We start from the raw sequence: 15,162 nt of genomic DNA on the forward strand, positions 1-15,162 counted from the left end.
CGATGAATCTCCGTAAGGCCAGCGCTGCCGCCGCTACCGTTCTCGCTCTGTCCCTGACCGCCACCGCCTGCGGCTCCGACGACGACAGCTCGGACTCGGGTGACGGCGGCAAGAAGATCACCATCGGCATCAAGTTCGACCAGCCGGGTCTCGGCCTGAAGACGCCCGACGGCTACACGGGCTTCGACGTCGACGTCGCGACGTACGTCGCCAAGGAGCTCGGTTACGACGCCGACGACATCACGTGGAAGGAGACCCCGAGCGCCGACCGCGAGGAGGCCCTCAAGCGTGGTGACGTGGACATCATCGCGGCCACCTACTCGATCACGGACGAGCGCAAGGAGAAGGTCGACTTCGCCGGTCCCTACCTGCTCGCCCACCAGGACCTGCTGATCCGCGCCGACGACAACATCGCCAAGGGCGCGGACATCAACGGCAAGAAGCTCTGCTCGGTCGCCGGGTCCACCTCCGCGCAGAACGTCAAGAAGAAGATCGCGCCGGAAGCCCAGCTGGACGAGCGCGGTACCTACTCGGAGTGCCTGGACGCCGTCGCGAACGGCACGTTCGACGCGCTGACCACGGATGACGCGATCCTCGCGGGCTACGCGGCGCAGGACGCGTACAAGGGCAAGTTCAAGCTGGCCGGGCTCAGCCTGAGCAACGAGAACTACGGCATCGGGGTCAAGAAGGGCGACACCGAGATGCTGGACAAGGTCAACAAGGCGCTCGAGAAGATGGTCGAGGAGAAGGCCTGGGACAAGGCGGTCGCGGACAACTTCGGCCCGGCCAACTACAAGAACGAGCCCGCGCCGAAGATCGGCGACATCGTCAAGTAACCCGGCCCGCCTGACCTCATCACCGGTGCGCCGCCGGAGTCCGGCGGCGCACCGCGTCATCAACACACCCGAGAGCGCGGGAGATCGTGTTCGACTTTCTTGAAGGCTACGACCTGCTCGGGGCGTTCTGGGTGACGGTGAAACTCACCGTCCTTTCCGGAATCGGCGCCCTGGTCTGGGGCACCCTGCTGGCCGCTATGCGTGTCAGCCCGGTTCCTCTGATGCGCGGCTTCGGTGCCGCTTATGTGAATATCGTCCGGAATATTCCGCTGACCGTCATCATCGTCTTCACCTCGCTGGGTCTCGCCGACATCCTCGGCGTCACGCTCGGCGCGGCCGATGACTTCAAGGCCAGGGGTTTCCGGCTCGCCGTACTCGGGTTGGCCGCCTACACGGCCGCGTTCGTCTGCGAGGCGGTACGTTCTGGCATCAACACGGTCCCGGTCGGCCAGGCCGAGGCCGCCCGCGCCCTCGGGCTCAGCTTCACCCAGGTGCTGACCAGCGTCGTGCTGCCCCAGGCGTTCCGCTCGGTCATCGGCCCCCTCGCCAACGTACTGATCGCGTTGACCAAGAACACCACGGTCGCATCAGCCATCGGCGTGACAGAGGCCGCGCTGCTCATGAAGGAGATGATCGAGAACGAGGCGCAACTGCTCCTCATCTCCGTGATCTTCGCACTGGGATTCGTGGTGCTCACCCTGCCCACCGGCCTCGCACTCGGGTGGCTCAGCAAGCGACTGGCGGTGAAGCGATGAGCTCCGTTCTGTACGACAACCCCGGACCCGCCGCCAAACGGCGCAACCTGATCTGGTCGATCGTCTTCTTCGTCCTCCTGGCGCTGGGGCTGTGGTGGGTCTGGCGCACCATGGACGACAACGGCCAGCTGGAGTGGGACAGGTGGCGCCCCTTCCTCGCCGACACCGAGGCATGGACGACATATCTGCTGCCCGGTCTCGCCAACACCCTGAAGGCCGCCGCCCTGGCCATGGTCATCGCGCTCCCGCTGGGCGCGCTCTTCGGCATCGCGCGGCTCTCCGACCATCTGTGGATCAGCGTCCCGGCCGGTGCGGTCGTGGAGTTCTTCCGGGCCATCCCGGTACTCCTGCTGATGCTGTTCGCCAACACGCTCTACGCCACGTCCACCGACATCAGCTCGGACATCCGCCCCCTGTACGCGGTCGTCACCGGCCTGGTGCTGTACAACGCCTCGGTGCTCGCCGAGGTGGTGCGCGCCGGAATCCTGTCACTGCCCAAGGGGCAGACGGAGGCCGCCAAGGCGATCGGGCTGCGCAAGGGCCAGACGATGCGGTCCATCCTGCTGCCGCAGGCCGTGACCGCGATGCTGCCCGCGATCGTCAGCCAGCTGGTCGTCATCGTCAAGGACACCGCGCTCGGCGGCGCGATGCTCGGCTTCGCCGAGCTGCTCGACTCCCGGAAGACGGCGGCGGCGTTCTACGCGAGCGTCATCCCCAGCTTCGTCGTCGTCGCGGTGGTCTTCATCGTGCTGAACTTCATCCTGACCAGTCTCGCCTCCTGGCTGGAGCGCAGGCTGCGCCAGGGCAAGAAGAGCACCGGCACGGTGGTCGGCGTGGACGCGGCCGCGGAGCTCGCGACGCCGGGCGCTCAGGAGCACCCGGACTTCCCCGCGCCGGACAGCAGACCACCGGACAACAGGCCACCGGACAAAACAATCTGACGCTGTGTGCGGGACAAGAGCGAGACAGGAGGCAGCGGCGGTCACGCCGCTGCCTCCGTCACTTGACGCAAGCACCCGCAGTAGGTTGCATACGTTCTGTGATCGTGCGCCTTGCTCCCCTTGCCGGTAGCTGTATCTCCCATGCACCTCGTGCGGCCTTCACCAGCGCGGGAAGGTCCGTGTCGTGGATCCGGTGATCGTGGTGGGGGCGGGGCCCGTCGGGCTCGCGCTCTCCCTCGCCCTGGCCCGCCAGGGCGTTCCCTCCGTCGTGCTGGACGAGGGGCCCGGCAAGGACGAGCAGCGGCCCGCGCGTACGGCCGTGCTGCGTCCGGACATCGTGGACCTCGTCGAACGGCTGACCGGAGTCACCTTCGGTGACTGCCGGTGGGCCGGGTGGCGGTCGATGCGCCGTCGGCAGGAGATGCGGCGGCTCGCCTTCGACTACGTCGAGGATCTTGACGCGGGCGTGGAGGCGAAAGCGGACGCGGACGCGGGCATGACGACGGGCGCAGCCGCGCCGAGCGACGCCGTGGACGTGCTGGACGGCGGACCCTCACCCGTGCACGTGGCCCAGCATGTGCTCACCGGCGCGCTGCGGGACGCGGTGGCGCGGGAACGGCTGATCAAGGTCGCGACCGAGAGCCGGCTCGACTCCCTGGAGCAGGACGCGGGCGGCGTCACCGCCCATATCAGGGGGCCCAAGGGCGCCTGGTGGCGTGGCAGTTACCTGGTCGGGTGCGACGGACCGCGCTCCACGGTGCGCAAGCTCCTCGACATCCGCTTCCCCGGACGTACGGCGGTCGAGCGGTACGCGGTCGCCGCGCTGCGCACCGAACTGCCCTGGCCGGGCGAGGCCGTGCTGCACCGGATGCCGCCATGGCGCGAACCGTCGCCCGAGGTCACCGCGCGGCCGCTCACCGACGGCGTCTGGCGCCTGGACTGGCTGCTGCCCTCGCGCAGCGAACTGGTCACGCCGGACGCCCTGGTGGCACGGATCAGGGACACCCTGGCCGGGTGGTGCGCGGGCGGCACGCCCCCCTACGAGCTCCTCGACACGGGGGTGCACACCGTGCACCACCGGCTGGCCCGGCGCTGGCGGGTAGGCCGCTGCTTCGTGGCGGGGGACGCCGCGCATCTGCTGGGCGTGCTGGGCACCCAGGGGGTCGACGAGGGGCTGCGGGACGTCGACAACCTCGCCTGGAAGCTGGGGCGGTGCTGGCATGACGGGCCGTCCAAGGTACTGCTCGGCAGCTATCAGGCGGAGCGGCGGACCGCGGTCGCCGCCCGGCTGCGCGCCTGCGACCAGGCGCTGCCGATACTGCGTGGCGGCGGTGGGCTGCGCGCGTATCTGCCGGGTGCGGCACGCGGGCACGACGTGCTGCTGACCGACGGCCACCTGGGGCGCGGGGCGCTCGGAGCGCCGCCCTCGTACGACGACTCGCCGCTGTCGCCGAAGAGTTCGTCGGCGGTCACGGCGGCGGAGGTCACGGTGGGAACCAGCAGGGGGGCACCGGTCGCGGATGTGCGGGTGACCGCGCCGGACGGCTCGTTTGTGCGGCTGCGGGACCGGCTGGGGCTCGATCGTCTGCTGGTGGTCCTGGTCGCTCCCGGTACGGGTGTCTGGGAGCGGCGGCACTGGCTGACCGCTGGAGTGATGCCCCGGCTCGCGGGGGCGGTGTCGGCCCTGCCGGTACACGCCGAACTGCTGGTCGCGGAGAGCTACCCAGGGGCCGCCGCGCACACCGTGCTGCTGGTACGCCCCGACGGCCACCTGGTGACCGCGCTCGCCGGGGTGCGCCCCGCGGAGCTGTACGCCGCCGCCGACGCGGCGAGAGGCGGGGAGCCGGTGGTCCGGCAGCCCAAGGACACGGACCCGGAGCAACACGAAGGCCGCGAGGACCGCGAGCGCGGTGAGGATCACAGGCCCGGTGAGGACCGCGAGAACCCCGAGGCTCGCGACGACCGCGAGGAGCCTGCCGCCGCCGAGCCGGAGCCGCGGGGTGCGGGTGCGGCCCCAGCGGCAGGCGCCGGGTGACGCCAGGGCCGAAGGGCGGCGGGCACCCGCCCGTCAGGTGAGGGGCGGCGCGGCGGAGCAGAGCCGCGACGCGGCGGACCTAGAGACCCCCGTACTCCAAGTCCTCCGTGTCCTCGCCCTCTTCCTCCAGCGCCTGCCGCACCACCCGAAGCGCCAGGCCCTCCGGGTAGCCCTTGCGGGCCAGCATGCCCGCGAGGCGACGTATCCGCCGGTCGCGGTCCAGGCCACGGGTCGACCGCAGTTTGCGGGCGACCAGTTCGCGGGCGGTCTCCTCTTCCTGCTCGGAGTCGAGCTGCCCGACCGCTTCGTCGATCGTCGCGGAATCGACGCCCTTGGTGCGCAGTTCCCGTGCGAGCGCGCGCCGGGCCAGGCCCCGGCCGTGGTGGCGGGACTCCACCCACGCGCTCGCGAAGGCCGCGTCATCGATCAGGCCGACGTCCTCGAAGCGGGCGAGCACCTCCTGGGCGACCTCGTCGGGGATCTCCCGCTTCCGCAGCGCGTCCGCGAGCTGTCTGCGGGTGCGCGGGGTGCCGGTGAGCAGGCGCAGGCAGATCGCCCGCGCCCGCTCGGCCGGGTCCGCCGCCCGTTCGTCCGGCCCGCGCGACTCCCCGTCCCCTGCCCTCGACGGGTCAGGGGAGCCGCTGTCCTGCGTGCCGAAGGCCCGCCGACGGCCACGCCGTGAACCGCCGTCACACGGTTCGCCAGCGGGCGGCGGTGAGGCGTCCACCGGGTCGAGGCCCCTGGGCGACCCGGCCTCCTGCGGCCAGTCCGTTCGCCGTACCACGGGCTAGCTCTTGGCCGCCGCGGCCTTGGTCGCCTTGGCCTTCGTGGCGGGTGCGGGCACCGACTTGCTCACCGTGTCCTTCGGGTCCTTCGTGTCCTTGGCCGCGCCGTCGACCGCGGCCACGCCCGACTCGCCCTCCGTGCTCCCCGGCTTCACACCGACGCCCAGCTTCTCCTTGATCTTCTTCTCGATCTCGTCGGCCAGGTCGGGGTTGTCCTTCAGGAAGTTGCGGGCGTTCTCCTTGCCCTGCCCCAGCTGGTCGCCCTCGTACGTGTACCAGGCGCCGGCCTTGCGCACGAAGCCGTGCTCCACGCCCATGTCGATCAGGCCGCCCTCGCGGCTGATGCCCTGGCCGTACAGGATGTCGAACTCGGCCTGCTTGAAGGGCGGCGCGACCTTGTTCTTGACGACCTTGACGCGAGTGCGGTTACCGACCGCGTCGGTGCCGTCCTTGAGGGTCTCGATCCGGCGGATGTCGAGCCGCACCGAGGCGTAGAACTTCAGCGCCCGGCCACCGGTGGTGGTCTCCGGGGAGCCGAACATCACACCGATCTTCTCGCGGAGCTGGTTGATGAAGATCGCGGTGGTCTTGGACTGGTTCAGCGCGCTGGTGATCTTCCGGAGGGCCTGGCTCATCAGGCGGGCCTGCAGGCCCACGTGCGAGTCGCCCATCTCGCCCTCGATCTCCGCCCGCGGGACCAGGGCGGCGACGGAGTCGACGACGATCAGGTCGAGTGCGCCGGAGCGGACCAGCATGTCGGTGATCTCGAGCGCCTGCTCGCCGTTGTCCGGCTGGGACAGGATGAGGTTGTCGATGTCGACGCCGAGCTTGCGCGCGTACTCCGGGTCGAGTGCGTGCTCGGCGTCCACGAAGGCGACCTGGCCGCCCGCCTTCTGGGCGTTGGCCACGGCGTGCAGCGTCAGCGTCGTCTTACCGGAGGACTCCGGGCCGTATACCTCCACCACGCGGCCGCGCGGGATGCCGCCGACCCCGAGGGCGATGTCGAGTGCGGTCGATCCGGTGGGGATGACCTCGATGGGCTCGTTCGGCCGCTCGCCCATGCGCATCACGGCGCCCTTGCCGAATTGCCGTTCAATCTGTGCGAGCGCGGCGTCGAGCGCCTTCTCGCGGTCAGTACCTGCCATGGGCTCCACCCGGTTTGCTTGAGTCGATCGCTTCACGTCCATGACGCTAACGCCTGCCACTGACAATGCGCCCTGACGTCGGCCCCGGCCTGTGGATAACTCCCTGGAGACGCCCGGAAGACCGGGCTGGAGCTGGACCGGAGCAGGGCCGGAACGAGGCCGGAGACTCCATCAGAATGGATGTTCGATTTGTGTGTCAAGCGCACCACGCGGGGGAAGTGAGCTCGCATGACGCGCGTCATCGCTGACATCTCGGTCTCTCTCGACGGCTTCGTCACCGGACCCGACCCAGGCCCGGACCGCGGTCTGGGCATCGGCGGCGAGGCCCTGCACACCTGGGCGTTCTCCGACGATCCCGACGACCGCCGGATCCTGCGCGAGGCGACCGCCCGCTCGGGCGCCGTCGTGCTCGGCCGCCGCCTCTTCGACCTGGTCGACGGGCCGAACGGCTGGGGCGACACGACCGGCTACGGCGCGGGCGAGGCCGGCGAGCCCGCGTTCGTCGTCGTGACGAGTTCGCCACCGGAGTCGGTGCGGCTCACCCACCTCGACTGGACGTTCATCACCACTGGCCTGCCCGATGCCGTCAGCGCCGCGCGTGAACGTGCCGAAGCGGCCGCGTCGGGCGGCGGCCAGGACCTCGACGTCGTGCTCATGGGCGGCGGCGCCACGATCAGCTCGGCGCTGGGGTCCGGGCTGGTCGACACGCTGTCGCTGCACCTGGCCCCCGTCCTGCTGGGGTCCGGGACGCCGCTGTTCACCGGCGGGGCGGCACGCACGCTGGCGCGGCGGAGCGTGACTCCCACATCGACCGCGACACATCTGGCCTACGACGTCCTCCGGTGAGGCCGCGGCGGTAGGGCCCCGCCTCCGTCCGCACCCTGGCCGCCCGCCCGGACCACCGCCCGCCCTATCCTTCGGGCATGGCCTTTGCCCCGACCCCGCACCGCGCACGCCAGCTGTCCGAGCACGGCAAGGACGTCGCGGTCACCCTCACGGTCGCGGTCGTCGTCGCGGGCGGCTCCCTCATCGGGATGCTCCGGGCGTCCGAGACCTGGTGGCAGTCCCTCGCGAGCTGGTCGCTGATCGCCGTGGCCTGTGCCGCGATCTACTACCGGCGCCGGTGGCCGGTCGGGGTCGCCGCCCTGACGCTGGCCGTCTGCGGCGCGTACTACCCGATCAGCGACAACGACGGCCCGCTGATGATCACCTTCGTCGTCGCGCTCTACACGGCGGCGCTCTCCAGCCGGTTCGCCGCCGCCGTGTCGCTGGGCGTCGTCGCCATGCTGGTGATCGTCTACGCCGAGGTCCTCCAACCGTCCGGCCAGCGCCGGGTCGACGACATGTCGATCATCATGCTGGCCGGCTGGCTGCTCAGCCTGCTGGTGCTGGCCCGCTCCCAGCGCACCCGTGCCGCCTACCACGAGGAGGTTCGGCAGCGGGCGCTGGCCGCCGAGCGGGAACAGGAGGCACGGGCCGAGCAGAGCGCCACCGAGGAGCGGCTGCGGATCGCGCGTGAGCTGCACGACGTACTCGGCCACAGCATCTCGCTGATCAATGTGCAGTCCAGTGCCGCGCTGCACCGGCTGAGCAAGAAGCGGGCCGCCGACGCCGCCCCCGCCGCGCTCGCCTCGGCCGAGGAGGCCCTGGAGGCGGTCAAGGGCACCAGCAAGGACGCCCTGCGCGAGCTGCGCTCCACCCTCGGCATGCTGCGCCAGGCGGAGGAGACGGCGCCGACCTCGCCCACCTCCGGGCTCGACCGGCTCCCCGAGCTGGTCGAACGGGCCCGGAGCGCGGGCCTGGACGTCCGTACCCGCACCGAGGGGGCCGTACGCGCGCTGCCGCCGCCGGTCGACCTGGCGGCGTACCGCATCGTCCAGGAGTCGCTCACCAATGTGACCCGGCACGCGCGCGCGGGCGGAGCTCTGGTCACCATCGCCTACGCCGACGACGCCGTACGGGTGCAGATCGACGACGACGGGCAGGGCACCCCCGACCCGCAGGCGCAGGGCAGCGGCATCCGCGGCATGTCCGAGCGCGCGAGGGCCTTCGGCGGCGAACTGACCGCGGCGAACACCGCTGGGGGCTTCCGGGTCAGCGCCCGGCTCCCGCTGGAAGGACACGGGAAGGGCACCGAATGATTCGCGTCGTGCTGGCCGACGACCAGACACTCGTACGGGCCGGGTTCCGGTCCATGCTCGACGACGAGGACGACATCGAGGTGGTGGGCGAGGCCGCGGACGGCGAGCAGGCGCTCGCGCTGGCCCGCGAACTGCGTCCGGACGTCGTGTTGATGGACATCCGGATGCCGGGGCTCGACGGCTTGGAGGCCACCCGCCGGATCACGTCGGACTCCGGCCTGGAAGGCGTGCGGGTCGTCATTCTCACGACCTTCGACGTCGACGACTACGTGTACGGCGCGCTGCGCGCCGGCGCCTCCGGCTTCCTGGTCAAGGACACCGAGCCGATGGAGCTGTTGCACGGCGTACGGGTGGTGGCGCGCGGGGACGCGCTGATCGCGCCCGCCGTCACGCGTCGGCTGATCGCCGAGTTCGCGGGGCGCAGCAGGCAGCCCGACCCCAGCCCCCGGCTGAACGCCCTGACCGAGCGGGAGCGTGAGGTGATGGGCCTGGTCGGCGCGGGGCTCTCCAACGACGAGATCGCGCGCCGCCTGGTGTTGTCGCCGGCCACCGCGAAGACGCATGTGAGCCGGATCATGACGAAGCTGGATGTACGGGACCGGGCCCAGCTGGTGATCCTCGCGTACGAGTCCGGGATGATCACTCCGGGCTGGCTGAACTGACTGACGTCCGTGTTCGGCTGACTCGCGTGTTCTGCTGGCTCCCTGCCTGACGTCCGCGTTCGCCGTCACGCGCGTGTGGCCGCAACTTTCGCGGTACGCGCGCGTGGGCGTCCGCAACTGAGGATGTACGCCGGGTGTACTCGCCGGACCGACGCCCCGCCCCGAGCCGTACCCCGACGCTGTGGGCGTGACCGAGGAAACGCTTGATCTCGCGCGGCTGCAGTTCGCCCTCACGGCGGGCGGCCACTTCCTGTTCGTCGCCCTGACCCTGGGGCTCGCGACGGTGGTGGCGTGCCTGCAGGCCAGGGCGACGGTCAGCGACAGCCCGCAGCACGCGCGGATGGTCCGCTTCTGGGGTCAGCTGTACGTCATCAACTACGCGGTCGGGATCGTCACCGGCATCGTGATGGAGTTTCAGTTCGGGTTGAGCTGGAGCGGGCTCACGCACTACGCGGGCGATGTCTTCGGGGCGTCGATGGCGCTGGAGACCGTGGTCGCGTTCTTCGTCGAGTCGACCTTCCTGAGCCTGTGGATCTTCGGCTGGAACCGCTTCAACAAGTGGGTCCACCTGGCGCTGATCTGGACGGTCACGCTCACCGCGTACGCCTCGGCGTACTGGATTCTGGTGGCCAACGGGTTCCTCAACAACCCGGTGGGCCATCGCGCCGAGGGCGACGGCCTCGTACTGGCCGACGCCGCGGCCGTGTTCACCAACCCGAACACCCTGCTGGCCTTCGCGCACGTGCTGGGCGGCGCGCTGCTGACGGCCGGTTTCTTCATGGCGGGGGTCAGCGCGTACCACCTGTTCAAGCGCACGCCCGAGTGGGACTTCTTCCGGCGGAGCCTGCGTGTCGGGGTCTTCGTCTCGCTGCCCGCGCTGTTTGTGACGGTGGTGTTCGGCGGTCTGCAGTTCGCCTCGATGCAGCCCATGAAGAAGGCGGTCTTCGGCCGGGAGACCGCCGACATCGCCCGGTTGCAGGCGGAGATGGCGGCCCGCTTCGGCCCCGGCGACTATGTGCCGTCGCAGGGTCTGACGCGCGGCGCCGGTCTGGTGATGCTGCTGGCCTTCGCGTTGATGATGTACCTGTGCCTGGGCGGTGTCGTCCTGGCCTGCTTCAAGAAGGTCGTCTACCGCTTCCGGCTCTGGCACGTGGTGCTGATGGCCGCCGTGCCGCTGCCGTATCTCGCGATGATCAGCGGCTGGGTCTTCCGTGAGGCGGGTCGGCAGCCCTGGGTCGTGTACGGGCTGCTGAAGACCGAGGACGCGGTGTCCGATGTCTCGCCCGGCGCGATGCGCGTGTCCCTGATCGTCTTCACCACTCTGTTCGCGCTGCTCGCCGCCGTGAACGCGTGGCTGCTGGCGCGCTGCGCCCGCGCGGGTCCCGGCCAGACCGGACTCGGCCGTGACGACCGCACCGACGGCGACGGCGACGGCGACGGCGACGACCGGAACCCCGTCGATTCCCTGTCTCTGGCGAGCTACTGAGGAGTGCCCATGGAATCCCTCGCCATCGCCCTGCTCGCCTTCTTCGCCATCGGATACTTCGTGCTCGCCGGCGCCGACCTGGGGACCGGGATGCTCACCCCGTACCTGGGGCGCTCCGACGACGAACGCCGACTGGTGATCACGTCGTTCGCGCCCTTCTTCCTCGGCAACGAGGTCTGGCTCATCGCCACCGCCGGACTCCTCGTCGGCTGCTTCCCCGACCTCGAGGGAGAGCTGCTGAGCGGCCAGTTCGCGGTGCTCGTGCCGCTGCTCGCCGGATGGGTGGTGCGGGACACGGGCCTGTGGCTGCGGGGCCGTACGGGCGGCCGCCGCTGGCGCGCCGGGTGCGACGGGGCGGTGGTGTGCGGCAGCTGGACCGTCGCGCTGGCCTGGGGCTGGCTGTTGGCCGCGCTGTTCAACGGCTCGGTGGAGCATCCGGCGACCGGCCCGGTCGCGGTGGTCACCGCGCTGTCAGTCGCCGCGCTGTTCGCCGCGCACGGCCTGGGCTTCGCGGCCGGGCGGCTGACCGGCGCTCCGTATGAGCGGGCCCGTCGGCTGGTCGGGCGGAGTCGGCACGCCTGGCAGTCGTTCGCGCTGACCGCCGTGCTGCTGGCGGTCCTGCCGGTGCTCGCGGGTGCGGCCCTGCCGCTGGCCGACTCGGCCGCCGACGGCGGCACGCTCGCCTTCCTGGTGCCCGCGCTCCTGGTCGTGACGCCGCTGCTGGTGGCCGCGCAGGCCTGGACCTGGCACACGTTCCGCGACCGCGTCACCCGTCCCTCGTACCTCTGACCTCACTGTCCCTGCTATCTCGCTGTCCCTGATACCTCACCGATTTTGTTCGCCCACCGTTCTCACTCAGGAGGCCCCCAATGACTCCCGTGACCGAGGTCCCGCGCACCACGCGCCGGGCCAGCGCCTTCGAACGCATCGCCGCGTTCTCCTATCGCCGCCGGTGGCAGGCGCTGGTCCTGTGGGTGGTGGTGCTGGTCGGTATCACTGGCGCGTCGATAGCGGTGGGCAGCGCGTACCACAATGACTTCTCGCTGCCCGGCACCGAGTCCCAGCAGGCACAGGAGGTGCTGGAGAAGCATGGGGCGGTGCAGGCTGACACATCCGTACAGATCGTGTTCGCCGACGACGGCGGTATCCGCGAGGCGGTCGTCAAGGACCGCGTCGAGTCGCTGCTCGACGAGGTCGAGACGCTGCCGAGCGTGACGGGCGTGCGCAGTCCGTACGACGACGCCACCGCCGTCGCCCAGGACGGCACCGTCGCCTATGCCACGGTCTCCCTCGACGGGGATGCCCAGAGCGTTCCCAAGGAGGACGTCCGGCGGATCATCGACACCGCGACGGACGCGGCGGGTGACGGACTGCGCACCGCGGTCGGCGGCGACCCGGTGCGCGGGGCCGAGGAGAGCGGGGGCGGCGGCGCCGAGGGCGCGGGGATGCTCGCCGCGCTGGTGATCCTGGTCTTCCTGTTCGGCTCGCTGGTCGCGGCGAGCCTGCCGTTGGTGACCGCCGTGTTCGCGGTGGGCGGTTCGGTCGGGCTGATCGCTCTGGCCTCGCAGCTCGCGACCATCGCCGACTTCACTCCGTCGATCATGATGCTGGTCGGTCTCGGTGTCGGTATCGACTACGCGCTGCTGATCTTCTCGCGCTACCGGACCGAGCTGCTGCGCGGCGCGGAGCCCGAACAGGCGACCCGGCTGGCCCTGGACGCGGCGGGGCGTACGGTCTTCTTCGCGGGCTGGACCGTGATCATCGCGCTGATGGGTCTGGTGGCGCTCGGCCTCGGCTCGCTGCAGGGCGTCGCACTCGCCGTCGCCCTGACCGTCCTGGTGACCATGGCCGCCTCGCTCACCCTGCTGCCCGCGCTGCTCGGCGTGTTCGGCGGCCGCATCCAGCGGAACGTGGCCAAGCGCGCGGCCAAGGCGAAGCACACCGAGGGCACCGGATGGCGGCGCTGGGCCAGCGGTGTGCAGCGGCGTCCGTGGGCGGCACTGCTGGTGTCCGTCGTCGCGTTGGGCGCGCTGGCCGCGCCCGCTCTGGACATGCGGCTCGGTTTCGCCGACGCGGGTAACGGGGCCGAGGACCGGACCAGTCGGCAGGCGTACGACATGCTGGCCGACGGCTTCGGTCCCGGCTTCAACGGGCCGCTGTTCGTGGTCGCCGACGCGACCTCCGGAGGCCAGGGCGGCACCCAGGCGGCGTCCGCGGTGCGGAAGGCGCTGGAGGACACTCCGGGCGTCGCGGCCGTCGCCGGGCCGATGCCGTCGCAGGACGGTTCGGTCGCCACAGTCATGGCCTTCCCGGAATCGGCCCCACAGGCCGTGGAGACGTCCCGGCTCGTCGACCGGCTGCGCGGCGAGATCCTGCCGCCCCTGGAGCGGGAGACCGGCACCCAGTTGCTGGTCGGTGGCTCCACCGCCGCGTCCGAGGACTTCGCGTCCACAGTCTCGGACCGGATGCCGCTGTTCGTCGCCATCGTGGTGGGTCTGTCGGCGCTGCTGCTGCTCGTCGTCTTCCGGTCGGTGCTGATCCCGCTGAAGGCCGCGGTGCTCAACCTGGTCAGCATCGGCGCCGCTCTGGGCGCGGTCACCATGGTCTTCCAGCACGGCTGGTTCGGTGTGCAGGCGGGTCCGGTCGAGGCGTTCATCCCGGTGATGATCTTCGCGATCGTGTTCGGGCTCTCGATGGACTACGAGGTCTTCCTGTTGTCCCGCATCCACGAGGAGTGGGAGCGTACGAAGGACCCGCAGGCCGCCGTACGCGAGGGTCTGGCCGCCACCGGCAAGATCATCACGGCCGCCGCGGCGATCATGATCGTGGTGTTCTCGGCCTTCATCCTGAGCCCCGACCGGATGCTTCAGCAGTTCGGGCTCGGCCTGGCGGTGGCGATCCTGCTGGACGCTGTAGTGATTCGCTGCCTGATCGTGCCCGCCGTGATGCAGCTGATGGGCACGCGCGCGTGGTGGCTGCCCGGCTGGCTGCGGAGGGTGCTGCCGAGGGTGGAGCTGGAGCGGCACTGACCCGTAACCACCGCGTGCCCCTCAGCGCCCCCGCGCCCCCTCATCGCTGAGGGGGCGCGGGGGCCTCAGCGGCGCTCGGGCGGCACCCCCATAGAGGCGCACACCGCGCGCCAGACGTCCTTGGCCTCAAGACCGGCGTCCAGCGCCTCGTGCACGGTGCGTCCGCCGAGTTCCGACATCACATGATCGCGTGCGAAGGAGTCGACGTACCCCGCGCCGAAGTGCTCCGCCATCCGTTCCCAGAAGACCGTCAACCGCATGCCTCCAGTATCACGCCCCTGAGAGTGCAGCACGGACCGAGGGGCTGCCCCGGAGCGCTGACCGTCCTACGGTCGGTGCATGCCTGAATCCGCATCCGGAGTTCCTGCGGGCTCCGTCGGCCCCCGGCGCGCCGAGCACTCGCGGCTCGCCCTCGCCGAGCAATTCGTCTGGCTCACCGCGCGCGTGCTGGAGCAGCGCCGGTTCGCCTACCACTTCCTCGGCGGCTCGGCGGACTCGGTCGAGGCCGCGCTCGCCGCGTACCGCAACGAGGACGACGGGTACGGCCACGCGCTCGAACCCGATCTGCGCGGCCCCGTCAGCCAGCCGCTGCACACCGCGCACGCGCTGCGCGTCCTGGACTCCATCGGGCGCTGCGGCGGGCAGCGTGTGGAGCGGGTGTGCCGCTATCTCTCGGAGGTGTCGACCGCCGACGGCGCTCTTCCGGCGATCCACCCCAGCCAGCGCGGCTATCCCGCGGCGCCGTTCGTGCCGGTCGTCGACGATCCGCCGAGCGACCTGCTCGCCACCGGCCCTGTGGTGGGGCTGCTGCACCGCAACAAGGTGTGGCACGCGTGGTTGTTCCGCGCCACCGACTTCTGCTGGACGGCCGTCGAGCGGCTGGAGACGTCCCACCCGTACGAGATCCACGCGGCCGTCGCGTTCCTTGACGGCGTCCCCGACCGGTCGCGCGCACAGGTCGCGGCCGACCGGCTGGGCCGCCTCGTGCGCGAGCAGCGGTTGGCGGTGCTCGATCCGCGGCGGCGCGCCGACTACCCGGTGGCGCCCGGCTACGCGCCGGGTGAGCAGCACTTCCCGCATGACTACGCGCGCGTGCCCGAGTCGCTGGCCCGCTCCTGGTTCACCGACGAGGAGACGGCGCGCTCGCTGGACTTCCTCGAGAGCGAGCAGTGCCAGGACGGCGGCTGGCCGGTCAACTGGCGCCAGTGGGCTCCGGGCCCGGTCATGGAGTCACGGCCGATCGTCACCCTTGAGGCACTGCGTACGCTACGGGCCTACGGGCGCGCCCTGGACTGACTCCCGGACTGGCTCCTGGACTGACTCCTGGGCCGACCGGCAGGGCCGGCC

General features: G+C 71.0%; 14 protein-coding genes. 11 read left to right on the top strand and 3 right to left on the bottom strand.

Translation table 11 applies throughout. The features are described 5' to 3' along the window. The first annotated feature begins 2 nt into the window (after positions 1 to 2). The 4 genes from ACX6XY_RS01160 (at position 3) to ACX6XY_RS01175 (ending at position 4,567) form a co-directional block, all read left to right on the top strand. Positions 3 to 836: a glutamate ABC transporter substrate-binding protein gene (locus ACX6XY_RS01160; protein ID WP_460325263.1), complete on the top strand. Its 834-nt coding sequence runs from the start codon at positions 3 to 5 to the stop codon at positions 834 to 836. Between the two features lie 86 nt (positions 837 to 922). Further along, the gene (locus ACX6XY_RS01165) at positions 923 to 1,591 is read left to right on the top strand and encodes an amino acid ABC transporter permease (RefSeq protein ID WP_460325265.1); all 669 of its coding nucleotides are present in this window, start codon (positions 923 to 925) and stop codon (positions 1,589 to 1,591) included. After that, positions 1,588 to 2,532, top strand: a complete 945-nt coding sequence (locus ACX6XY_RS01170; protein WP_460325267.1) for an amino acid ABC transporter permease — start codon at positions 1,588 to 1,590, stop codon at positions 2,530 to 2,532. The genes ACX6XY_RS01165 and ACX6XY_RS01170 overlap by 4 nt, the downstream gene beginning before the upstream one ends. A gap of 184 nt (positions 2,533 to 2,716) precedes the next feature. After that, the gene (locus ACX6XY_RS01175; RefSeq protein ID WP_460325269.1) at positions 2,717 to 4,567 is read left to right on the top strand and encodes an FAD-dependent monooxygenase; all 1,851 of its coding nucleotides are present in this window, start codon (positions 2,717 to 2,719) and stop codon (positions 4,565 to 4,567) included. Between the two features lie 79 nt (positions 4,568 to 4,646). Here the strand turns inward: ACX6XY_RS01175 and recX are convergent, their stop codons facing one another. Both recX and recA read right to left on the bottom strand, forming a co-directional pair. Beyond that, positions 4,647 to 5,351, bottom strand: a complete 705-nt coding sequence (recX, locus tag ACX6XY_RS01180) for a recombination regulator RecX (protein WP_460325271.1) — start codon at positions 5,349 to 5,351, stop codon at positions 4,647 to 4,649. Between the two features lie 3 nt (positions 5,352 to 5,354). Then, positions 5,355 to 6,497, bottom strand: a complete 1,143-nt coding sequence (recA, locus tag ACX6XY_RS01185; protein ID WP_460325273.1) for a recombinase RecA — start codon at positions 6,495 to 6,497, stop codon at positions 5,355 to 5,357. 228 nt (positions 6,498 to 6,725) lie between these two features. Here recA and ACX6XY_RS01190 point away from each other — a divergent pair, with 228 nt between their 5' ends. From ACX6XY_RS01190 to ACX6XY_RS01215, 6 genes are all read left to right on the top strand, one after another. Next, complete coding sequence (locus ACX6XY_RS01190; protein ID WP_460325275.1) at positions 6,726 to 7,343, top strand: dihydrofolate reductase family protein; 618 nt, start codon at positions 6,726 to 6,728, stop codon at positions 7,341 to 7,343. Between the two features lie 77 nt (positions 7,344 to 7,420). Continuing rightward, the gene (locus tag ACX6XY_RS01195; protein WP_460325277.1) at positions 7,421 to 8,638 is read left to right on the top strand and encodes a sensor histidine kinase; all 1,218 of its coding nucleotides are present in this window, start codon (positions 7,421 to 7,423) and stop codon (positions 8,636 to 8,638) included. After that, on the top strand, positions 8,635 to 9,300 hold the full coding sequence (locus tag ACX6XY_RS01200; protein ID WP_460325279.1) for a response regulator: 666 nt from the start codon (positions 8,635 to 8,637) through the stop codon (positions 9,298 to 9,300). Before ACX6XY_RS01195 ends, ACX6XY_RS01200 begins: the two co-directional genes overlap by 4 nt. 187 nt (positions 9,301 to 9,487) lie before the next feature. Further along, a complete protein-coding gene (locus tag ACX6XY_RS01205; protein WP_460325281.1) occupies positions 9,488 to 10,786 on the top strand; it encodes a cytochrome ubiquinol oxidase subunit I in 1,299 nt (432 codons plus the stop codon). 9 nt (positions 10,787 to 10,795) lie between these two features. Next, on the top strand, positions 10,796 to 11,575 hold the full coding sequence (locus ACX6XY_RS01210) for a cytochrome d ubiquinol oxidase subunit II (RefSeq protein ID WP_460325283.1): 780 nt from the start codon (positions 10,796 to 10,798) through the stop codon (positions 11,573 to 11,575). Between the two features lie 80 nt (positions 11,576 to 11,655). Beyond that, positions 11,656 to 13,815: an MMPL family transporter gene (locus tag ACX6XY_RS01215; RefSeq protein ID WP_460325285.1), complete on the top strand. Its 2,160-nt coding sequence runs from the start codon at positions 11,656 to 11,658 to the stop codon at positions 13,813 to 13,815. A 65-nt stretch (positions 13,816 to 13,880) separates the two neighbouring features. On the opposite strand, the gene ACX6XY_RS01220 is transcribed toward ACX6XY_RS01215, so the two are convergent. After that, positions 13,881 to 14,075 carry a DUF3046 domain-containing protein gene (locus tag ACX6XY_RS01220; RefSeq protein ID WP_460325287.1) on the bottom strand — a complete coding sequence of 65 codons (195 nt, stop codon included), beginning with the start codon at positions 14,073 to 14,075 and terminating at the stop codon, positions 13,881 to 13,883. Between the two features lie 79 nt (positions 14,076 to 14,154). On the opposite strand from ACX6XY_RS01220, the gene ACX6XY_RS01225 reads away from it, so the two are divergent. After that, positions 14,155 to 15,111 carry a hypothetical protein gene (locus tag ACX6XY_RS01225; protein WP_460325288.1) on the top strand — a complete coding sequence of 319 codons (957 nt, stop codon included), beginning with the start codon at positions 14,155 to 14,157 and terminating at the stop codon, positions 15,109 to 15,111. The last annotated feature ends 51 nt before the right edge of the window (positions 15,112 to 15,162 follow it).

This window comes from Streptomyces sp. O3, from assembly GCF_054788135.1.